This is a genomic window from Thioalkalivibrio sp. ALMg13-2 (genome assembly GCF_000381185.1).
Classification (GTDB): domain Bacteria; phylum Pseudomonadota; class Gammaproteobacteria; order Ectothiorhodospirales; family Ectothiorhodospiraceae; genus Thioalkalivibrio; species Thioalkalivibrio versutus.
The window spans coordinates 20,590-42,051 of record NZ_KB906120.1; the positions used below are offsets into that span (position 1 = coordinate 20,590).

The following is a 21,462-nucleotide window of genomic DNA, read 5'->3' on the forward strand; positions in this document are numbered from 1 at the left end:
GGTATTCGGATCGGCCGTCCCGGGATCCAATCCTGGTGGGCGTCCTCGAAGGTGAAGGCATTGGACAGGAAGTCGTTCCTGCTGCGGTATCCGTACTGGAGCGAGTCTGTGACCTGAACGGGCTAAAACTCGAACTGCGCCACGGCGGTCCCATCGGCCGCCAGTCCATCGCCGCTGGCGGCAAAGCGCTTTCCCCGGGGGTCAAGGCATTCTGTTCGGAGATTTTCGATGGCGGCGGTGCAATCTTCTCCGGCCCCGGGGGTGCCCGTTTCGTCTACGACCTGCGGGCGTACTTCGACCTGTACTGCAAGTTGACACCACTAGTGCCCTTTCCCGGGCTTGCATCGGGAGGCTTGTTTTGCGGGGGGCACACGGATGATGTCGACATCCTTGCAATCCGCGAGAACACGGGTGGTCTGTACTACTGCGAGGAAGCCCATATCGCGACGAATCCCGCGGAAGCCGGCATCCGTGCAGCGTTTGGATACAGCACGGCCATGGTGCGGCGCATACTGAAAGCCGGCTGCCTGACCGCACAGCGCCGTCGCCACAGGATGGCCCTGACCACCAAACCGGACGGCATCCCGCTCGTCAGTGAGCTATGGCGCTCCGAAGCGGAAGGGATATGCACCCAATCCGGCGTCACGCTTGAAGTGCTCGAGATCGACAATGCCGTTTACCAGTTGGTCGCGGACCCGAAGCGTTTCGACGTAATCGTATCGCCCAACATGTTCGGGGACGTACTCGCAGATGCCGGCTCGCTTCTACTGGGCTCCAGGGGTATGTCGTTTTCCGGCAACTTTGGGGATGGCAACCGCGCCGTATACCAAACCGGACACGGCGCCGCGTACGACATCGCCGGCAGCGGCACGGCGAATCCACTGGGGCAGATCATGGCGGTCGCCATGATGCTGCGGGAGAGCTTTGGCCAGCCGCACGCAGCCCGTTCGGTCGAACAAGCGATTGCCACGGTTCTTGAGCAGGGGGCCAGAACCGCGGACATCGCCTCGGGAGACACCGTGGCAGTCAGCACTCGCGTGATGACTACACAGGTATTGAACGCACTGACACGGCAGACCGTCCCCGCATGACCAACCGCGCGCTCCTTCTGGTCGATTTGCAGGAAGATTTTCTCGAAACCGCTGGGCTCGAACCCAATCGCCAGGCCCTGATACACCACACAAGCGAGCTACTGAGCCGGGCTCGACGCCACGGTCTCCCGATCTTTCACGTGCACACGGTCGTGGGCCCCATGGGAGAAGGCGGGATGCCGCACTGGATCCGAAACGGCGATCGGCGATGCCGGAAGGGGAGTCAGGGGGCATCCTCTCCCCCGCTGATAACCGCCCGCCAGGACGAAGGCACCTACCACAAGACACATTATTCGGCCTTCGATAGTCCGAAGCTTGATTCGGACATTCGGGCTCGCGGCTGTGACACCGTGGCGATCGCCGGCGTACACACCCATGCCTGCATCCACGCGACCGTACTCGATGCCTACCGGCTCGGCTATTCGGTAGAGATTGTCTCGGACTGCGTCGCCTCCTACGACCCTGCGGCAGCTGCCGTGACGCTGCGCCAACTTGCGCGACGCGCGTGCCAGGTCCGCAGCACAGCCGCCCTGCTTCCCGAAGAATCGGAACCCAAGAACCCGGAGTACACATCCACTGTGCACCCTCCCATGCCCTGCGCATATTTTGGCGGGCAATGGCACACCGAACCCGAAGCCCAAAGGATCGATCTACAAGACCCGTGCAGGAACCACCGTACCCGGGCTGCCGTGACCATAGCCGGGCCTCGCATGGTGAGCCGAGCTTTGAAAGATCTGGTTGCTTTCACTCCCCACTGGCGCGCAACACCCATGAGCAAACGGATTACGCTGCTGGAGCGCTGGAAGACCGTTCTCGAGAAGAACCGCGAATCGCTGGTCGCCTCACTGATTCAAGAGATCGGCAAGCCCAGAACCACAGCGGAACAGGAATTCGAATACGGGATACGCCTGATTGAAACCACGATCAAAGAGGCGAACCACGGCTCATCCGAAACGATCGCTGATGGCGTCGAAGTCCATTACCGCCCAAGAGGAATGGCTCTGGTCATTACGCCGTGGAACAACCCACTGGCAATCCCCATTGGCAAACTCGCGCCCGCCCTCGCCTTCGGCAACAGTGTGCTGTGGAAACCCGCCCCGCACGCCCCTCACCTGGTGGAAACGCTACTGGCCACGCTGGCCCAGGCCGGTTTCCCCTCCGGGAGCATCGCCATGCTGCATGGCGACTCGGACACGGTGAACGCGATCCTGGAGCAATCCCAACCACAACTGGTCACCTTCACGGGCTCCGAAGCGGCGGGACGCCAACTCGCCATGAGCTGCGCAGCCCACGGACGTCCGCTCCAGGCGGAACTGGGAGGCAACAACGCCGCTGTTGTGGGCAACGTGCACGATATCGAGCGTACCGCGCGCCTGGTGGCGCAGGCGGCTTTCAGCTTCTCGGGACAACGTTGCACCGCCCCGCGGCGCCTGATTGTGGTCGACCCCCACTATCCCGCCTTCTGCGAGGCATTGCGAGATGCCTGCCAGGAGCTGCGTATCGGCGACCCACACCACCCGGACACTCAGATCGGGCCACTCCGGTGCGAGGACCGCGTCCGGTCGATGCACCAGCAGGTGAACGCCGCGACCGAGGCCGGGGGCCAAATCCTCACAGGCGGTGCCCAGCCGCGCGGCTTCGAGCATGGGGCATGGTTCGAACCCACAGTGGTCACCGGGCTGCCCTCGGACTCACCTCTCGTTCAGGAGGAAGCCTTCGGCCCGGTCGTCGTGTTGCAACGTGTTTCCACCTTCGCCGAGGCCGTGGATCGCGTTAACAGCGTCCGCCAGGGCCTGCGCGCAATCCTGTTCTCCGATGATCCTTGCGAGCTGGCGCAGTTCCCGCAGGCGGTCGAAACGGGAATCATCCACTTGAATCCGAAGGCAGGAGAAATCCATCCCGATGCGCCCTTTTTCGGCTGGAAGAAGTCCGGCATCGGCCTGCCCGAACATGGCCGATGGGATCGGGACCAATACACGTTCCCAACTGCGGTTTACTCCCCCGCTCAGGGAACCCCGTCTGCCTGACTTGCAGGATCGGTAGTACCCGGCAACTCGCCGGTACCCTGGCGGGAACCGCGCCTCCCGCCGGAGCCCACAAGGACCTCACGCAAGGTTTCCAGCACCCTCTGGGTGTCGGCAGCACCCGACCCCATCGGCAAACACAGCATCCGCGAAGCCAGATCACCTGCACGTTCGCTGAAGGGTCGAGAAGTGTTCAGTTCGGGGACACGATCGAGCGCGGGAAAGAAATACCGACGGGCCTGTATGTTCGCCTTCTCCAGGGCTCCCTGGATGAAATGCATCTGAGATTCGTCTTCGAAGGCGACCGGAAAATACACGTAACTGTTGTTCTCGACACCCGCCTGGCGCCGTTGCATAGAGGCGCGGTCCCGAAGCGCAGTCTCGTAGGCATGCCAGGCCTCCCGACGCGGCTTGAGGCAATCCTCCAGCTCGTCCAGCACGCACAAGCCCATCGCCGCATGAAACTCGCTCATCTTCGCATTCACACCGACCGCCGAGATTCGATCCGGCCCGCTCTGCCCAAAGTTGATCAACTCACGTGCGCGCTCGAGATCAGCCTTGTGACGGAAAACAATCGCACCACCTTCCACGGTATGAAAGGCCTTCGTCGCATGAAAACTGATCGCGGCGGCATCGCCCCACGACAGGAGACTCGCCCCCCGATACCGCACCCCGAACGCATGTGCGCCGTCGTAAATGACCCGGAGTCCATGCTCCCGGGCCACCTGCTCGATCGCTTCCACGTCACACGCATTACCAAACAGGTGGACCGGCACCACTGCCCGTGTGTCCCGCGTTACCCGGGGCGCAATACTCGCCGGATCCAGACACCACGTCTCCCCGTGCACATCGCCGAAGACCGGCTCCACGCCTTCCCACTTCAGCGAGCTGGCCGTCGCCACGAAGGTCAATGGTGTCGTGATCGCATTCGCCTGAGGAGGCCCTGCATTCCCGGAAACGCCGAGCGCTCGATACGCCACCTGAAGGGCGAGCGTCCCACTCCCCACCAACAGAAGATGCTCCACACCGAGGAATTCCTCCAGACGGTGCGTCAGCTCCTGCACCAACGGGCCATTGTTACTCAATCGATTCCGCTCATAGATACCGTCCAGATAGGCATCGAGCTTCTTGCGATCGGGGAGATACGGGCGGGAGACCGGAATCATGAAGGAAGTATTGCCTTTCGTTTCGGGGTTGCAACCCACATATCTCGCCGACCTCGCTTCGGCCGGCTGCTCGCCAGAAAACCCGCGGCCGAGCGTCTCTGTGGAGGAAATTCCGGAGGGAACCGATGACTACACAGGGTTCGAAACGGCGCAGAAACCGGCCGCTGCGATCCTAACCTCGCAGCGGCTCCCCACCTCCCAGCAGGCGCCGAACCTCGCCCACCTCGCACCACCAAAGATACAACTGCAGACGGCACAGATCGAATCGGCGCCCCAGACCGGCCGGGGCCGTTCGGGACAGCATCAGACGCGCACAACGCAGGACAGGCGGCAGAAACGTTCGGACCACCCAGAACACCCGGTGCCTGAGCGGGCCTCGCGTCACCTGCCCACCCTTCAGGCGTCTCGCCTTGGAAACGAGGGCTCCCGCCGTGGCCCGGGCAGGGTGCCGAACAAGGGCCGCCTGCGCGTAGCCAATCCGAAATCCCGCCGCACCGGCGCGACGACAGAACTCCGCATCCCCCCCTGAGTATCGATGCGAATCAAACACACCAACCACATCGAACAAGGCGCGGCGGACGAAAAGGTTCGCCGTCGCCGCGTAACCCCGTCGCACATAACGTTCCTGCCGTATCCCCATCAACATGTCGTAGTGCTCCGCGACTCCGGGACGACCCGGCAGTGCAGGTTCCAGAAGCACTGGCCCGGCGACCAGGCCGAACGCCCTGTTCTCCATGGCGGACAGTCCCTGACGCAGCCAGTCGGCATCCGGCTGACAATCAGCATCCGTAAACGCCACGATCGCACCCCGGGCATGCTCGATTCCCGCGTTGCGCGCTGCATACGACCCAGGCGCATCGCAGGAAACCACCCGGACGTTCAGCGAAGTGCCCGAGATCGCAGGGCCTTGGCCGGGGTCGTTGTCGACCACAATCACCTCGAACGCATCCCTTTCCAGGGTTTGCCGTTCAAGTGCACTCAACGCCCGATTCAGGTCATCCCAGTGCCGATAAACCGGAATAATCACCGAGCACAGGATCTCGCCCCCTGAAGTCACCCGCTCCCCTCTGCCCCACGCACTCGCACCACACTCGTGATGCAGTTACGCTCGGTTCCACTGTCCGCAAGCATGCCTGAAAATGCCTTCACAACCACTCGTATCGGTCATCACACCCCTGTTCAATGCAGAGCCATACATCGAAGCCTGCATGGACTCGGTGGCCGGACAGACCTACGAAAACTGGGAGCAGATCATCGTGGATGATGGCTCCACCGACAATGGCGCGGCCCTGGTGAGCAAACGGGCGGCCCAGGATCCTCGGCTTACGCTCGTTCGCCGCACCTCGAACGGCGGTGCCAGTGTCGCAAGGAACGCCGCGTTCCGGTTGATGCGAGGTCGGTACGTCGCTTTTCTGGACGCCGATGACGTCTGGCTGCCCCACAAGCTGTCGCTACAGATCAACCAGCTCCAGAATAGCGACGCAGTAATGGTCTTCTCCCCCTACGAGAAAATCACCGCGCTGGGCAACCGGACCGGACGCATTGTGCAGGTTCCGGATGATCTTGATTACTCCGGGCTGCTGCGCGGCTGCTGGATCGCCTGTCTGACCGCCATGATCGACCGCGAACGGGTGGGTACGATCGAGATGCCTTACCGCAGGCGCTCGCAGGACTACGCCCTCTGGCTTTCACTGCTTCGTGCGGGAGGGCATGCACAGTCTTCCGGAGAGGTAACGGCACTGTATCGAGCCCACGGCAAGGGCCTGTCACGAAACGTTACGGGTCGCATCACGTCCCTGTGGGATATCTATCGACAGCAGGAAGGGCTGGGGCGCCGCCTGTCGGCCTACCTGATCGGCTCTCACCTTGCCGGTGCGCTCTACCGAAGGACCCAGTAAACCCAATCTCTTCGACACCCGACACTTTTCGTCATGCGTGAACGACAGTGCGCCCCATCCATGGTTTCTAGGGGCCTTTGCTCGCGCAGAAGCGACCGGGGCGGGCGCGAAAACGACAAACGTTTTGGTACACGCTCGCCTTTGCGACCCATCGAAAGATTGGGTAAATTCACCAACGAGCGCAAAGCTCAAACGAGTACGCTCAGATGAATAAAACCATGAAGGAGAACCCGATGGACCAAAAGATCAAGCTGGATACCCGCCAACTCCTCGGTTTTCGACTGCTGCACGCGAACGCGCCGTCGTCTTCCCTGGAAGCCAAGATTGGAATGGGCAAAGGCGACCCGATCCTGATTTCGACACTCGGAGCAAAGATTGGGCTCGTTAAGCCCGGTTCCGAGTGAGGCGCTCGAGCTCGAACGGGATTGGCGGCAAATCGGCTTAAGGAACCCGGCCACGAGCAATACCCCGCGGCACACTGAGTCGGTCTCGACCGGAATGGAGTGATGTGTCTCGCGGGGCATGTGCCAGGCCTCTCGATTGCACCTGTCCGACGCACCAACAACGCTTTTCCCGACCACGCCTTTGCCCTAAGACAGTTTCTGCGAGACCAGATTCGTGGCGACCCCGCACAGTCGTGCGGCGCAACCGCCGTAACGCCGGGCGGACGCCTTCCCCCTTCCTCGAGCAAGACGCAGGCCCGCGAATCCGGCTTCGCACGTACTCGGACCGCCACACCAACCCACCCGGGTTCAGGGAGCCACCCCGAAAGAAAGTTCACAGGTCGTCCCGTGGACAACCTATTGAGAGATCACACCTAGGTGCTAATCCGGTCGGATAAACGGGCATGCACCGCGACCGTAAGGACATGGCCATCGGAACAACGGAAAGCCGGTTCACCGGACTCGGCCTTGCATCATATGTAAACGGTGGGCTACTAATAGACCGGGCTTTCCGCCCAGAACTCACGAATCTGCATGGGATAACGAGATGAAGGAAAACATCAAGCTGGATACCCGCCAACTCCTGGGCTTTCGTCTGCTGCACGCGAACGCGCCGTCTTCGGCCCTGGAAGCCAAGATCGGGCGAAAAGATGACCGCCCGGCTGTAAACTCCGCACTTGGGGCAAAAATTGGGGAAAAGCCCAGCAGCACTGTCTCCCGGTAGACCACAGGATCCAACCGCAAGGCCAGGCTCAGTCGTCAGGCCTTGCGGGTCTGGAACCTCTCCAGGCACGCTTCAAAGACGCCCCGACTGAACCGCGTCGGGTCCATGCATTGCGTCTTTTCGGAGTACGCCTGCCCCACAAGCCATACCATTGCCAATGCGCTACCCATCGCGCCCCAAGGTTTCGCCTGTGTCCATTCGACCCGACTTCGTACCCGACGCCAAACGGGCCGAGCAGATCAATCAATGCATGCATTCCGAGCTCGGACGCAGCCTGCGTCTGGTAACCGAAGCGTGCGCCCAGCGTCTGCCGCTGGATTACCAGGCCCTGGAACAACAGTCCGCCGCGCTCGAAATGGGGACGACCCACGCCCCCACGGCTTTTGCGCATTACTACGACGCGGTCACCGCACTACTGCAGCAGGACGAAGAACGAGCAACCGGATTTCTCGAGCAACTGGCGCAGGAAAAGCCACGGCCGCCCGCACAGACGGTCGGCCCGCTCGACGATGGCCCCCGGGGGCAGTGCTACCGCGAACGGATGGGCGCTTCCATGCGGTCCGGGCTCAGCCTGCATATCCCCGCTCCTGAAACCGCCCGCTCGTTCATCGATCGCTACAAGGGTGCAATGAACCTGCTTGAGCACGCTGCCCCCGAACTGGCGGGAGAGATCCGCTCGATCGTCCACGAGGTTGTGGGTGTGACCGGCGGGCCAAACGATCAGAGCGAGTTTCATGGCGGTTCGCATTACCAGCTCTGGGGGGCCCTGTTCCTGAATGCCGGCCTTCATACCAACCGGATCGAGATGGCCGAGGTCCTCGCACACGAGAGCGCCCACAGCCTGCTTTTCGGCTTCTGCACGCACGAGCCACTGACCCTGAACGAAGACTCCCAACTCTTCGATTCGCCGCTGCGCGCCGACCCTCGCCCCATGGACGGCATTTATCATGCGACCTACGTGTCAGCACGCATGCACTGGGCCATGAGCCAGCTCCTGGAGTCGGAACTTCTTTCCAACGATGAACGCGAACTCGCACACGCAGCGCGCGAGCGCGACCGGGAAAATTTCGAAGCGGGGCATCAGGTGGTCGACGAACACGGACTCCTGACCGAGTTGGGAAGCCAACTGATGGACAACGCCCGTGCCTATATGGCCGAGGCTCGTCCATGATCATTCTCTTTGCCACCCAGGCACACCGGTCAACGCATCGATCGCTGGAACGCCATCCGGATATCGATTTCCGAGTCATGCCCTATGAACGGCTACTGCGGGCACGCCGCTTGCCCCAAGCGACCTACATCTTCTCGGACCTCGATCGCCTGCACTTCTGGGATCTGGAGTGCGTCGCCACCATCTATCGCCAACTGCGAGACGCTGGCGCCCGGGTGGTCAACAATCCGGCCCGGCACCGTTCCCGATACCAGCTGCTCCGGCATTTGAAGCTGCGGAGCATCAATGAGTTCAACGTATGGCACGCCGATGACGAGCCGCCTACCGACGTGTATCCAGTCTTCCTGCGAACCGATTCCGCCCATCGAGGCACGCTCACGGACTTGCTCCATACCCCGGTCGCTCTTCGAGACGCCCTGGAGGAGCAGATTTCCCGAGGGGTTCCACGGCGGGAAATCATCGTGGTGCAGTACGCGGCCGAACCCGTGCGCGAGGGCCTATACCGCAAGCTGGCCGCATACCGGATTGGCGACCGCGTCATCGGCGCACCCTGCGCGCACCAGGAAACGTGGGTCGCCAAGTACGGCCAACGGGGTATCGCGCCCGAAGAACTGTACGAAGAAGAATACAAAATGGTCACTGACCATACTCACGCAGACGCCATGCGTCCCGCATTTCAGCACGCCGAAATCGAATACGGGCGAGCCGATTTCGGGCTGTTCAAGGGAAAAAACCAGGTCTACGAAATCAACACCAATCCGTTCTTCTACGGGTTAAAGTCGCATCCGTTCAAGATTCGCCTCGAGACCTTCAAGCGATTCGAGGACAATCTCGTCCATGCCCTGTCCGAGATTGACACCCCATCGCGAACCACCCGCCACAAGCTGCCGGACGGGCGCACCTGGCGGGCCTGGTTTGGCGACCTCTACCGCTCAAGGCGGCTAAGCCGCTGGCCTCGACTGCCCTGACCTGGCCGGCACGCTCCCCTACTCGAGGCGAACAGGTGTAGGGACCGGTGCTCACAAAGCGCTGTCCGGCACCGGGAACGACATCTGGAAAGACCCGATATCCTTACAAGACGGCAGCCACAGACACGGAGCTAACGGTCTCAGCAACGCAACAGCGCCATCCGCCCGCCTTAGCCCCTCGGCCACAGAAACCAGCGCTTCCATCCCGGCCCGTCCGACGGCTGACCCATCCCAACCGCTAGCCGCTCGGGTCAGAACAACGACAGGCATCACCCACCGTTGGGCAAAACCACGCGACACTCATGAATGTAAACGTGCACATTCATCGGCATCTCCCTACACAGTGAGCCTTGAACAACCGCGCTGAAATCGACCGCATCCGTGCAGACGTACAAGGCCATTAAAAGCTGGACGCGGCGATGGCCACCGCCCCCCCCCCGCGCGGCCGATCCATGTTCGCGGCCGCAGCTCTACCCCGCCATCCCGGCGGTAGCGAAGCGAGGGCCGGGAACCTCCCACGGCGGGACGATGGCATGTGCCAGGCCCGCCCCAAGCGCGAGAGATCCCGGATAACGGCGACGGGGTTTTCAGCCTGAGCTTACGGCCCTCAGCGCATGTTGAGCGGAAGGAACACCCATCCACCATCGGAGGCAAACTGCACTCAGGACGACGGCCGGACCCGATCCCCTGACCCGCGCCCCAGCACCGTCAGCACCAGATACCGGAAGTACGCCCGGGCCGTCAGGGCATCCAGCATCTGCCGGTCCACCTCGGCCAGTTCGCGCGGCGTGGACATATCGATCCCGCGAATCTGCGCCAGCCCGGTAATCCCCGGTCGCGCATCCAGCACTCCGCGCGCCGCCCGCTCCTGCAGCAGCTCTTCCTGGTTGAACAGCCCCGGCCGCGGCCCCACCAGGCTCATCTCGCCCTTCAGCACATTCCACAACTGCGGCAGTTCATCCAGCTTCGTCTTGCGCAGAAAGCGCCCCAGGGGCGTCACCGCCGAGGCCTCGGCCAGATGCGTCGCCACCGACGCCGTATCCGGCCGCATCGTGCGGAACTTCACAAGCACAAACGGCCGCTGATGCCGCCCCACGCGCTCCTGCCGAAACAGCGGCGACCGCGACTCCATCCAGCCCAGCAACCACAACACCAGCAACACCGGCGCCGCCACCACCAGCCCCAACACCGACAACACAACATCCAGAACTCGTATCAAAACACTCTCACCTCTATTCCTACATGTAGGCGCCCAGCCCCCTGGGCGATCACCACGCTAACCCATACCCCATCGGCCAGAGGCTGGGCACCTATGCCAAACGCCACTCCCGTAGGAGCCGCCTCTGCAGCGCAGCCCCCGCCAACGCCAGAAAACCGCCAACCACCCCGTCATCCCGGCCGCAGCGCCGCCCCACCCCGCCATCCCGGCCGTAGCACCACCCCACCCCGTCATCCCGGCCGTAGCACCACCCCACCCCGTCATCCCGGCCGTAGCGCAGCGAAGAGCCGGGATCTCCCACGGATGGGGTCCCACAGCCACTGTGCTATCGCTGGCCGGTGCAGATCCCGGATAACGGCTTCGCCGTTTCCGGGATGACCCGAGAGGTGGATCCTGCGGGACTACGAAACAGGCAGTCTCCGTGGAGTTCCCGTGCCATCATCCCGGCCGCAGCACCACCCCACCCCGTCATCCCGGCCGTAGCGCAGCGAAGAGCCGGGATCTCCCACGTCAGGAAAACACCAACGCCAGTACCGCCACTTACGTACGAGATCCCGGCTCTCCGCTGCGCTGCGGCCGGGATGACAGCAGGACCCTAAGCCAGCAGCGTAGGGTATTCGAAGCCCCAGCAAGGGCCTTCCCGGTACACCCCGTATTCACGGAACGATTGGGCAGGCGACACACTCGAACATATAATCCAACTTATATGCTTAGCAGGAGGAACGTATGGGCCAAGTCACCATCTACCTCGACAATGACCACGAACAGCGCCTCAAGCGCGCCGCTCAATCGGCCGGCATCCCCGTCAGCCGCTACGTCGCACGGCTGGTAGAAGAAAACACCCGAACCGAGTGGCCCGACTCCGTCCGCACCCTGGCCGGTCAATGGAATGACTTACCCACGGCCGAGGAACTGCGCGACACGCCCCCGGACAGCCCCCGCGAAGCGCTGTGAAATACGCCCTGGACACCAACACCCTGATCTATTTCTTCAAGGGTCACGGCAAGGTCGCCGAAAACCTGCTGGCCACAGCACCCTCCGACGTCCTCGTTCCCGCCATTGTGGTGTACGAGCTCGAAACAGGCATCGCCAAGTCCAGCGAGCCCGAAAAACGCCAAAAGCAGCTGGCCGAGCTACTCGATGTCGTCACCGTCCTCCCGTTTGACCGACCCACCGCCAGCCATGCCGCCCGCATACGCGCCCAGCTCGAGCAACAGGGCACACCCATCGGCCCCATGGACACACTGATCGCCGCCACTGCCCTGGCCTACAACGCGACCCTCGTCACCCACAACGTGGCCGAGTTCCAACGGGTCCCCAGTCTCCCACTCACCGACTGGTTCACCTGACCCGCAAGCCCCTCCGGCCATCGCGACCACACCCCACTACAACCCGTCATCGCGAGGAGCAAAGCGACGAAGCGACCTCCAAAGGCCACCCCCGCAGCCGATCCATCATCGGCGGCCGCAGCGAAGCGAAGAGCCGGCATCGCGCACGGATGGGATTCCACAGCGACTGTGCTAACGCTGGCCGGTACAGATCCCGGATAACGGCTTCGCCGTTTCCGGGATGACCCGAGAGGTGGATCCTGCGGGGCGACGGAGCAGGCAGTCTCCGCGGTAACCCCTTGCCGTCATCCGGGCCGCAGCACCACCCTACCCCGTCATCCCGGCCGCAGCACCACCCTACCCCGTCATCCCGGCCGCAGCACCACCCCAAATCGTCATCCCGGCCGCAGCGCCACCCCAAATCGTCATCCCGGCCGCAGCGCCACCCCAAATCGTCATCCCGGCCGTAGCGAAGCGAAGAGCCGGGATCTCCGACGTCAGAGAAACACCAAACGCCGGTGCTGCCACCCACGTCAGAGCCCCCGGACAACCACTCCACAGTTTCCGGGATAACGGCCAACAACAAAATCCTCTCCGCCCCAGCGTTGCCTCTACTAAGGAGACGCCAATCACCCATAAATGCGAACGCGCACATTCAGAGACATCTCCCTACACTGGGATGCATGAGGCATCGCACCGAAATCGATCGCATTCGTGCCGTGTTGCGACACCATCACGAGCTGGAGCTAGCCATCCTGTTCGGATCCCTCGCGAGCGGAAAAATGCATCCACATAGCGATGTCGACCTGGCCGTCAGCGCGGGAGCGCCGCTTCCAGCCACCACGCGCATCGCGCTCATCGAAGAAATCGCCTCCACCACCGGTCGTCCCGTGGACCTTGTAGACCTCACCCAGGCCGGCGAACCCTTACTGGGCGAGATCGTCACACGCGGCATCCGCCTGACCGGACAAGACGAGGCCCACGCCCGCTTCCTCACGCGCCACTTGCTCGACCAGGCCGATTTCTCCCCCTACCGCGACCGCATTCTGGCCGAACGGAGACAAGCGTGGATCGCCGGGTAATCGAACAAAAGCTCGAAACGCTGCGCTATTGCGTCCAGCGGGTCGCGCAACGTTGCCCGGACGACCCCAACCAACTCCAGCAAGACCCGGACACACAGGACATCATTGCCCTGAACCTGTCCCGTGCGGTGCAACAATGGGTCGACATTGGAGCCCATCTCGTGACCGCGCTCGAGCTACCCCCTCCGGACACCATGGGCGAGACATTCGACCGTCTCGCTGAAGGCGGCATCATTGAAGCGAGCCTGGCCGACCGGCTCAAGAAGGCCGTCGGCTTTCGCAACATCGCAGTCCATAACTACGAGCGCATCAACGGGGAGATCGTCCACGCCGTGTGCTCACGCCACCTCGACGACTTCCGGACCTTTGCACGCACAGTCAACGAACGCCTCTAACGCGTCACCCTTCAACCAGGTGCAACCATCGATTGGCACGAGCAGCCCCCCGTAGGAGCCGCCTCGGCGGCGAAGCCCCCGCCAAAACCAGAAAACCACCAACGCTACCGCCGCAACGGCCCAACAGCCCGCCGCAACCCCTCATCCAGCGAAACCGGCGGCACCCACCCCAGCACCTCCCGCGCCTTCGAAGCATCCACCTGCAACGACCCCAACAACCGCCGCGCCATCTCCCCCTTGCCCAGCGCCGCTGCCCCGGCCCGCAACATCCAAACCGACACCGGCACCAACCGCGCCGGCCGCTCCAGCGCATCCCCCACCTTGCGCAACAACCCGGCCGTGGACACATCCTCCCCATCCGCCACCAGGAAGGTCTCCCCAACCGCCGCCGGATGGTCCAGACACGTCACAATCAGATCCACCAGGTTATCCAGCGCCACCAACGAGCGCCGGTTCTGCGTCACCGCACCCAGCGGCAACGGCACACCCTTGTGCACCCAGCCCAGCAGACTGCCGAAATTCGCACCCACACCCGGCCCGTACACCAGCGGCGGCCGAATGATCACCATCTCCAACCCCGTCTCCCCACTCAGCGCCCGCAGCCCATCCTCTGCCTCACGCTTGGACACGCCATAAGGGTCCTCCGGCGCCGGCGCATCCGCTTCGCGGAACGGTTGTCCCGCCAGCGTCTCCTCCCCGTTCACCTTCACCGAGCTGACAAACACAAACCGGCGCACCCCGGCCTCCGCCGCCTGGCGCGCCAGCCGCAGCGTGCCTTCCACATTCACCCCCCGGAACGCCTCCAGCGGATCGGCCTCCGGCTCATCCATCACGTGCACACGCGCTGCCAGGTGCACCACCGTGTCCACCCCGGCCACGGCATCCGCCCACTCCGTCTCGCCGTCGATCACGCCCACCATCACCGGCTCGAACGAACCCGAAGCCGGCACCTCACGCCGCACCGCACCACGAACGACCACACCGTCGGCATCAAGTCGTTCCACCAGCGCCGACCCAACAAACCCCGTCGCTCCCGTCACCAGAACCCGCATCAACACCCCCCTCGACCCCGCCGGAGGCCAGCCTCCTGGCCGATGGCTTGCAGAACTGAATAGCCTTCCAAACTTAACTCCCGCAACAGCGCCATCCGCTACCGCTCCACTCCGTCCAACAGCTCGTCGTAAATCGACATATGCGCGTCCACAATCTTTTCGATCGCAAACTCGCGCTCCGCGAGCTCGCGCCCAGCCCGTCCCATGGCGCGGCGTTCTTCCGGATTCTCGATCAACCGCTGCAACGCGTCTGCCAGGGCCTCCGCATCGCGCACCGGTACCAGCACGCCACTCTCGCCGGGTTCTATCGCATCGCGGCAGCCGGGGACATCGGTGGTCACCACCGCACGCCCCGCCGCGGCGGCCTCCACCAGCGTCTTGGGCAACCCTTCACGGTAGGAAGGCAGGCACACAATGTGCGCCTGTCCGAAGAGGTCCGGGATATCTGTCCGGTAGCCCAGCAGTTCCACAATGCCTTCATCCCGCCAGGCGTCCAGCTCCTGCTCGGTCACCGTTGCCGGGTTTCCCGGATCGGCGTTGCCAATCACCCAGACCCGCACCTCGACGCCTCGCTCCTTAAGAAGCCGTGCAGCGCCGATCAGCTCGACGATCCCCTTGTCCCGCAACAGGCGCGCAGCAAACGCCACAATCGGCGCACCCGAGCCCTCCGATCGCGCTGGATACCGAGACAGATCGACACCCGATCCGCGAATTGAGCGCGCCTTCTCACCCTGGATCACCCCCCAGCGTTCCAGGATGGAACGGTCATCGGGATTCTGGAAGATAGCCCGCTGCCGAGGGTGCCCGAATGCCAGACGGTAGAGCGGATAAAGGGCCCCGCGCAGCACCCGCGCCCGCAGGTCCTGGCGGATAAACACCGCCCCCATGCCCGCTACCGCCGAAACGACCGCGGGCACACGAGCCACCCGCGCTGCGATCCCCCCATACAGATAGGGCTTGATCGTGATCAGATGCACCAGGTCCGGCCGCACCTTACGGAACAGCCGAACCAGCCCCCAGATCGCCCTCAACTCGGCAAAGGGGTTCATGCCGCTGCGCGAGAGGTTCACGGCATGAAAGGCCATGCCCGCTTCCAGCACCTCGCGCGGTGCGTCGCCCGCCCCGGCCACATGCACATCCCAGCCACGACGGCACGCCTCTAGCGCAATCGACAGGCGATGCGAGACAAAAAAAGCCGGATCATTCACCACGAACAGCAGCCGGGCCATGCCAGTGCCAACTCTCCGCCGCCTTGCGCGACTGCAAAATATTTATGACGGCCCGACACGACCAAGGGTCTGGATCAACCTGCAGGATCTCAACCCCCTGAGCAATCAGCGGCGGCAGATCCGCAAGTTGGCCGCGCCGCGGCCACTTCCCCATCATCGCGAGGCCCCGAAGGGGCCGCGGCGATCTCCATCCACTACCCCCGCGCACCCACAACCCCAACCGCTACAACCGCAAATCCGCCTCGCCCCGCGGCAGCAGGTATTTCAGGTCGTACAGCACATGCGGATCGCGGCCGAAGGCGCGCATTCTCTGCGCGCCCAGTTCGGCGAACTCGCGGTGGGCCACGGCAATCACCACCGCGTCGTAGGCGCCCGCTTCCGGCTGTTCCACCGGCGTGATGCCCATCTCGTGCTCGGCCTCAGCCGCGTTCACCCAGGGGTCATACGCATCCACATCCAGCCCGTAGCTCTCCAGCTCGCGCACCACATCCACCGCCCGGCTGTTACGCAGGTCCGGGGTGTTCTCCTTGAACGTCAGGCCCATCACCAGCACCCGCGCACCCTGCACGCGCGCGCCCTTGCGCAGCATGGCCTTCACCAGCTGGCTGGCCACATAGACGCCCATGCCGTCGTTCAACCGCCGCCCGGCCAGGATGATCTCCGGGTGATGCCCGATCTCCTGCGCCTTGTGCGTCAGGTAGTACGGATCCACCCCGATGCAGTGGCCACCCACCAGCCCGGGCCGGAACGGCAGGAAGTTCCACTTGGAACCGGCCGCCTCCAGCACCTCCTGGGTGTCGATCCCCAGGCGGTTGAACAACATCGCCAGCTCGTTGATCAGTGCGATGTTCACATCCCGCTGGGTGTTCTCGATCACCTTGGCCGCCTCGGCCACGCGGATGCTGCTCGCCTTGTGCGTGCCCGCCGTGATGACCTCCCCATACAGCGCGTCCACGAACTCGGCAACCTCCGGCGTGGAGCCGGAGGTCACCTTGCGGATGGTCGTCACGCGATGCTCCCGATCCCCCGGGTTCACCCGCTCCGGGCTGTAGCCGGCGAAGAAATCCCGGTTGTACGTGAGCCCCGAGACACGCTCCACCACCGGAATGCAGTCCTCCTCCGTCGCCCCCGGATACACCGTGGACTCGTAGATCACCACATCCCCAGGCGAAATCGCATGACCCACCGTCTCGCTGGCCGCCAGCAGCGGACGCAGGTCCGGCCGCCGGTGGGCATCAATGGGGGTGGGCACCGTCACGATGAACACATTGCAATCCGCCAGTTCGGCGGCATCGTCCGTTACCCGCAGCTGCTCCGCGGCGGCGAGTTCATCATCCGGCACCTCCAGGGTATCGTCATGCCCCGCCCGCAGCGCCGCCACCCGCCCGGCGTTCACGTCGAACCCGACCACCGGCCGCTTCAAACCGAACGCCACCGCCAGCGGCAACCCAACATACCCCAACCCGATCACCGCTATCCGCGCTTCCGTGTGGTTCTTCATCTACATCCCTTGAGTCGTTCAGTTCGCGTGCAAGCACGCTCCACCATGTTGCCCTGCCCGCGCAGGAGGGTGCTGGCACGCGAACCCCCGCTACAATGCCCCACAAGGCAACATGACTTGCGAGGATATTCCATGGAACGGAACATCGTCTTCTGCTGCGACGGCACCGGCAACCAGAAGGGCACCGTCAACACCAACGTCGTCCACCTGCTGCGGCGTATCCCCACCCACAACCACCAGATCATCCCCTACGAACCCGGCGTCGGCACCTTCTCCCCGTTCGGCCTGCCGCGCGACAACCGCATCGGCACCACCGTGGGCAAGCTGTTCGGCCACGGCCTCACCGCCAACATCGAAAACGGCTACCGCTTCCTCATGCAGTACTACCACGAGGGCGACCGCGTATTCCTGTTCGGCTTCTCCCGCGGCGCCTACGCCGTGCGCGCCCTCTCCGGCATCCTGGAACAATGCGGCCTGCTCCACCCCGGGCGGGAAGACCGCGTCCCCCAGGCTACCCGCCTCTACACCCGGCAGAACAACCCGCAAGAAGCCGCCGCCTTCCGCAGCCGCCACACCCGCCCCTGCCCGGTGCACTTCATCGGCGCCTGGGACACCGTCGGCTCGCTCGGCTACCTCTACCGCAACCGCCGCTTCTTCGACACCAAACTCAGCCCCCAAATCACCCACGCCTGCCACGCCCTGGCTATCGACGAACGCCGACCCAAGTTCGAGCCCCTGCTGTGGGACGCAACCCGCGCCGAACCCCACCAGACCCTCGAACAACTCTGGTTCCCCAGTGCCCATGCCGACGTCGGCGGCGGCTACCCCAAACGCCAGCTCGCCGAAATCGCCCTGCAATGGATGCTGCAACGCGCCGAACACGCCGGCCTGCAGATCATCGAGGACCACGAACCGGCCACCGCACCCGACCCCACCGACCCCACCGGCCCCATCCACGAACCCTGGAACACCTGGACCGGCCGCGCCCTGCGTTGGCTGCACCTCGGCGACCGCCCGCGCGCAGTACCGCCCGAGGCCCTACACACCTCCGCCAAAGCACGCCACCAAACCCTCGGCTACCGGCCGGAACTCTTCGCCCGGTGAGCCGTGGCGCAGCGCGCTACCTACCTCCCACGGTGACCTACCCCCGCAGGAGCGGCCTTGGCCGCAAACCGGTGGGAGGCCAGCCCTTGGCCGATCCCCACGGCAATCTCCATCGCCCGGAGGCCAGCGCTCCAACCATGCCCGCCAAGGATCATCCCCGTTTGAGCCCGAGCTCACCTTCACGCCAAAAGCTCAGCCTGTGCTCGCCATACCCCGGGTTAATTCGCCGCCTTCTGTATGCTCCTGATTACAACCGCGTATTCCGCACCCCAGCTCTCGGTCCCAAAATAGCCGCCCGCACCTGCGAAACCTCTGCCGCATCCTACGTCACCCACCGCTGGCCGGCGCGGCCAACTCCGCTTCAACCAAATCCGGCGTAGCGTCAGCCCGCGCGCAGCGCCGCTACGCGCCCGTGCACTGGCGGCCTGGCTACCATTCCGGTCTCTTGGGGCTCTTGAAGGGCCATCTTCTTACCGATCATGTCCATATCCAGCTGAGAGCCATTTTAACCTTTGACCCCGACCGACAGCACTAGTCAACAGCAACACTAGAATCGCAATCAATAAAAAGACCCTGGCGGGCATCCCGGTCATAGTGTTCTGCGTTAACGAAGACAATAGAATTGCAATTGAAACCGACACAGACAACGCCCCTGCAAACGAGCCCGACCGCAGCAGGCCCCACCCCCTAATCACCAATAGAGCCATAAGCGCCAAAAACACTGGGACTAGGAAAGGACCCGCTTGGGCTACCATGAATACCCAGTAGCTATCAAATGCTGGAAGGTGATCTAGCGCATGAGCAGGATTTACTAACGTCCCGATCGCGGACCACTCGGACTGAGCTTCTTCGATAGGCCTTGTCCAACGTTCCCCTCCACGGCCTGCAATATCGTCTAACGTCGTTTGCCCACTCACCCACTCCCATACACTTTGAATACGTCCACTCGAAGCAATGCGCCCAATATTAAAATAGTACAAAACATAGACCAAAAACGGCGACAATCCGACAATCAACAACGCAGAAAACAACGCACGACGACCGATCACGCCTCTTGAAGCAGCCATTAAAAACAACAAAACCAGGGCCACGACCGGCGCACCGAACATCATTACCCTCGTGCCAGCCGCAACAATAAAAACAACGCCCGATAAAAAAATAAATAGATTAACCCAACTGCAGTGTATACCCCGAAGAAGCCCGACAAAGAATGCAACCCCACCAAGAAACGCAAAAGTCCCAGCATAATTTAGCAATGACGCATAACGTCCAATGTGGTGACCATAAAGACCATACGCATCTCCGCCACCCGGATACCAGATCTCCAGGATTTTAGTAGGCCGCATGCCAAACACTTGGACCCCGACCTGAGAAAACAAACCAACCCATTGCAATAGGATAAGAAGAACAAGGAAGGCAATAAAATGGCGCTCGAAACTCTGAAGATCAACACCTCGATAAGCAACCCAAAAGGCCGCCACGACGACCATTAACTGCATCCATCGGTAGTCGCCAAATACCCAAGAAAGAGGCGCCGCAGGAAAAAACAAAAGACCCAGAAGAGGAAAAACAATAATCAAGCCAAGATACGCGAGACCAGCAATAACCAGCGGCGCATCATGCGGGCGCCGAATCCCTCTCACAGCAGATAAATATAGAAAGAAGGGCAGCATCACGGCCCATAGGAGGTCACCCCAGCCGAGAGCGGGAACTATCCCGAAAAAGTCCGTAGGCGGAGCTGTCACAAAAGCGAAAAGACTTGCCCACCCAAGGACGATAGTCGCTCGGGTGGCGCTAACTCCGGCGCCAACGCGCAATTTTGGCAAGTGCATGGTCATAAGGCTCTTCTATCCACTGTTCCTGCCAACACGTTCCTGATTAGATCCTGGTATTCATGAGCCACACAGTCCAGCGCAAAACACTGAACCATCCGATTACGGGCACGGTTTCCGAGATCGCCCAGCTGCCCGGCGCTCATACCCATCACTTTACGCACAGCGGCTGCGAGAACCCCTGGCGTGCCCTCAGGAACTACAAACCCCGTACTCTCAACCAGGGGCACAGAATCGCCGACATTGGTTACCAGTGACGGTACGCCGCAGCCCATCGCTTCCCCCACCACGTTCGGAAACCCTTCACCCCAAAGCGACGGCATCACCAGAAGATCCAGGGCCGGGTAGAGCGTTTCGGGAGAATCGGTCGGCGGAAGAAGCGTCACGGCCGATTCCAGTCCGGCCTCACGAACGGTAGTAGCCAGCGGGCCATCGGGCTCCGCAACCCCGGTGCCGACCATCACACAGTGCACGGGCAACCCAGCGTCCACCAGCATACGGAATGCTTTCAGCCATCCAAGATGGTTCTTCATCGGATGGGCACGCGCCACCACACCCAGCAGGAACCGGTCGGATGGAACTCCCAGCTCCGCTCGCCGGGCGCTCCGCGCACTCGGGTCGGGCTTGAAGCGGTCCAGGTCAAAGCCATTGGGCAATACAACCCGCTTGTGCGCCGGATAGCCGAGGCGCTCGTGTTGCTCGGCAGCGGTCGCACTGTTGTAGACGATGCGTGCCGGGGACTGTGCGCACCATGCGCCAGCCCGGATCACCCAGCGCGTGCTCGCCTTCTCGCGTCGTATTTCGTGCACCGAATGGCGCACGTTCCAGAGGATCGGCCCCCGGTGACCCAGCCGCCGCGTGAGCGACGCGGCCAAGTTGCCGTGATACATCCACCCCATCACCACGTCGGGACGGAGTTCTCGTATGACCTTTCGCAGCTTCGGTATCCAAACGGGAGAAACGCTTCGCCGGACGCCGCCGGTATAAATCGGAACACCTGTCTTCCGTATTTCTTCCGCCATCACCCCCGGTTCCTTGAGTGAAAAAACGGCGGACTCGCCCGGAAACACGGACGCCAGGTTCGCCAACTGACGCTCGGCACCGCCCTGGCTCAGCCCCGTAATGATATGGAGGACCTTCATCCGCTCACTGATCTACATTCACAATCTGCCGCCCGATGCAAACCCGAGTGTCAGGAGCGCCCGCCCTGAACGCCTGTCGGCGGCAACCAAACC

The 21,462-nt window shown here is 62.8% G+C and carries 20 protein-coding genes; 12 read left to right on the forward strand and 8 right to left on the reverse strand.

The window, feature by feature from the left end:
- The first annotated feature begins 35 nt into the window (after positions 1–35).
- Together F618_RS0111995 and F618_RS15645 are read left to right on the forward strand one after the other, a co-directional pair.
- Positions 36–1,091, forward strand: coding sequence for an isocitrate/isopropylmalate family dehydrogenase (locus tag F618_RS0111995; RefSeq protein WP_019568689.1), 1,056 nt, complete (start codon positions 36–38; stop codon positions 1,089–1,091).
- The gene (locus F618_RS15645; protein ID WP_081620895.1) at positions 1,088–3,118 is read left to right on the forward strand and encodes an aldehyde dehydrogenase family protein; all 2,031 of its coding nucleotides are present in this window, start codon (positions 1,088–1,090) and stop codon (positions 3,116–3,118) included. The genes F618_RS0111995 and F618_RS15645 overlap by 4 nt, the downstream gene beginning before the upstream one ends.
- Here F618_RS15645 and F618_RS0112005 read toward each other — a convergent pair.
- A complete protein-coding gene (locus F618_RS0112005; protein WP_019568691.1) occupies positions 3,097–4,281 on the reverse strand; it encodes a DegT/DnrJ/EryC1/StrS aminotransferase family protein in 1,185 nt (394 codons plus the stop codon). The genes F618_RS15645 and F618_RS0112005 overlap by 22 nt on opposite strands.
- A 172-nt stretch (positions 4,282–4,453) precedes the next feature.
- Positions 4,454–5,338, reverse strand: coding sequence for a glycosyltransferase family 2 protein (locus F618_RS0112010; protein WP_019568692.1), 885 nt, complete (start codon positions 5,336–5,338; stop codon positions 4,454–4,456).
- Between the two features lie 82 nt (positions 5,339–5,420).
- Here F618_RS0112010 and F618_RS0112015 point away from each other — a divergent pair, with 82 nt between their 5' ends.
- The 5 genes from F618_RS0112015 (at position 5,421) to F618_RS0112035 (ending at position 9,485) form a co-directional block, all read left to right on the forward strand.
- The gene (locus F618_RS0112015) at positions 5,421–6,179 is read left to right on the forward strand and encodes a glycosyltransferase family 2 protein (RefSeq protein ID WP_255349469.1); all 759 of its coding nucleotides are present in this window, start codon (positions 5,421–5,423) and stop codon (positions 6,177–6,179) included.
- A gap of 206 nt (positions 6,180–6,385) precedes the next feature.
- Entirely contained in the window at positions 6,386–6,583 is a 198-nt protein-coding gene (locus F618_RS0112020) for a hypothetical protein (RefSeq protein ID WP_019568694.1), read from the forward strand.
- 586 nt (positions 6,584–7,169) lie between these two features.
- On the forward strand, positions 7,170–7,346 hold the full coding sequence (locus tag F618_RS16235; protein WP_196800404.1) for a hypothetical protein: 177 nt from the start codon (positions 7,170–7,172) through the stop codon (positions 7,344–7,346).
- Between the two features lie 157 nt (positions 7,347–7,503).
- Positions 7,504–8,517: an HEXXH motif-containing putative peptide modification protein gene (locus F618_RS0112030; protein ID WP_019568696.1), complete on the forward strand. Its 1,014-nt coding sequence runs from the start codon at positions 7,504–7,506 to the stop codon at positions 8,515–8,517.
- Entirely contained in the window at positions 8,514–9,485 is a 972-nt protein-coding gene (locus tag F618_RS0112035) for a hypothetical protein (protein ID WP_019568697.1), read from the forward strand. Before F618_RS0112030 ends, F618_RS0112035 begins: the two co-directional genes overlap by 4 nt.
- Positions 9,486–10,146: 661 nt before the next feature.
- Here the strand turns inward: F618_RS0112035 and F618_RS0112040 are convergent.
- Entirely contained in the window at positions 10,147–10,704 is a 558-nt protein-coding gene (locus tag F618_RS0112040) for a sugar transferase (RefSeq protein WP_081620896.1), read from the reverse strand.
- A 726-nt stretch (positions 10,705–11,430) separates the two neighbouring features.
- On the opposite strand from F618_RS0112040, the gene F618_RS0112045 reads away from it, so the two are divergent.
- From F618_RS0112045 to F618_RS0112060, 4 genes are all read left to right on the forward strand, one after another.
- Positions 11,431–11,658 carry a hypothetical protein gene (locus tag F618_RS0112045; RefSeq protein WP_019568699.1) on the forward strand — a complete coding sequence of 76 codons (228 nt, stop codon included), beginning with the start codon at positions 11,431–11,433 and terminating at the stop codon, positions 11,656–11,658.
- On the forward strand, positions 11,655–12,053 hold the full coding sequence (locus F618_RS0112050; RefSeq protein ID WP_019568700.1) for a type II toxin-antitoxin system VapC family toxin: 399 nt from the start codon (positions 11,655–11,657) through the stop codon (positions 12,051–12,053). The genes F618_RS0112045 and F618_RS0112050 overlap by 4 nt, the downstream gene beginning before the upstream one ends.
- A 662-nt stretch (positions 12,054–12,715) precedes the next feature.
- Positions 12,716–13,114 carry a nucleotidyltransferase domain-containing protein gene (locus F618_RS0112055; protein WP_019568701.1) on the forward strand — a complete coding sequence of 133 codons (399 nt, stop codon included), beginning with the start codon at positions 12,716–12,718 and terminating at the stop codon, positions 13,112–13,114.
- Complete coding sequence (locus F618_RS0112060) at positions 13,099–13,509, forward strand: DUF86 domain-containing protein (RefSeq protein ID WP_019568702.1); 411 nt, start codon at positions 13,099–13,101, stop codon at positions 13,507–13,509. Before F618_RS0112055 ends, F618_RS0112060 begins: the two co-directional genes overlap by 16 nt.
- A 104-nt stretch (positions 13,510–13,613) precedes the next feature.
- Here F618_RS0112060 and F618_RS0112065 read toward each other — a convergent pair whose 3' ends face one another.
- The 3 genes from F618_RS0112065 to tviB form a co-directional block, all read right to left on the reverse strand.
- Positions 13,614–14,561, reverse strand: a complete 948-nt coding sequence (locus F618_RS0112065) for an SDR family oxidoreductase (protein WP_019568703.1) — start codon at positions 14,559–14,561, stop codon at positions 13,614–13,616.
- Between the two features lie 98 nt (positions 14,562–14,659).
- A complete protein-coding gene (locus F618_RS0112070) occupies positions 14,660–15,790 on the reverse strand; it encodes a glycosyltransferase family 4 protein (protein WP_019568704.1) in 1,131 nt (376 codons plus the stop codon).
- A 223-nt stretch (positions 15,791–16,013) separates the two neighbouring features.
- Positions 16,014–17,291 (reverse strand): Vi polysaccharide biosynthesis UDP-N-acetylglucosamine C-6 dehydrogenase TviB, encoded by a 1,278-nt coding sequence (gene tviB / locus F618_RS0112075; RefSeq protein ID WP_019568705.1) that lies wholly within the window; start codon positions 17,289–17,291, stop codon positions 16,014–16,016.
- A gap of 132 nt (positions 17,292–17,423) precedes the next feature.
- Here tviB and F618_RS0112080 point away from each other — a divergent pair, with 132 nt between their 5' ends.
- Positions 17,424–18,395, forward strand: a complete 972-nt coding sequence (locus tag F618_RS0112080) for a DUF2235 domain-containing protein (RefSeq protein ID WP_019568706.1) — start codon at positions 17,424–17,426, stop codon at positions 18,393–18,395.
- A 470-nt stretch (positions 18,396–18,865) separates the two neighbouring features.
- Here F618_RS0112080 and F618_RS16000 read toward each other — a convergent pair whose 3' ends face one another.
- Both F618_RS16000 and F618_RS0112085 read right to left on the reverse strand, forming a co-directional pair.
- Positions 18,866–20,233 (reverse strand): hypothetical protein, encoded by a 1,368-nt coding sequence (locus F618_RS16000; RefSeq protein ID WP_155998014.1) that lies wholly within the window; start codon positions 20,231–20,233, stop codon positions 18,866–18,868.
- Positions 20,230–21,369 carry a glycosyltransferase gene (locus tag F618_RS0112085; RefSeq protein ID WP_019568707.1) on the reverse strand — a complete coding sequence of 380 codons (1,140 nt, stop codon included), beginning with the start codon at positions 21,367–21,369 and terminating at the stop codon, positions 20,230–20,232. Before F618_RS0112085 ends, F618_RS16000 begins: the two co-directional genes overlap by 4 nt.
- Between the last annotated feature and the right edge of the window lie 93 nt (positions 21,370–21,462).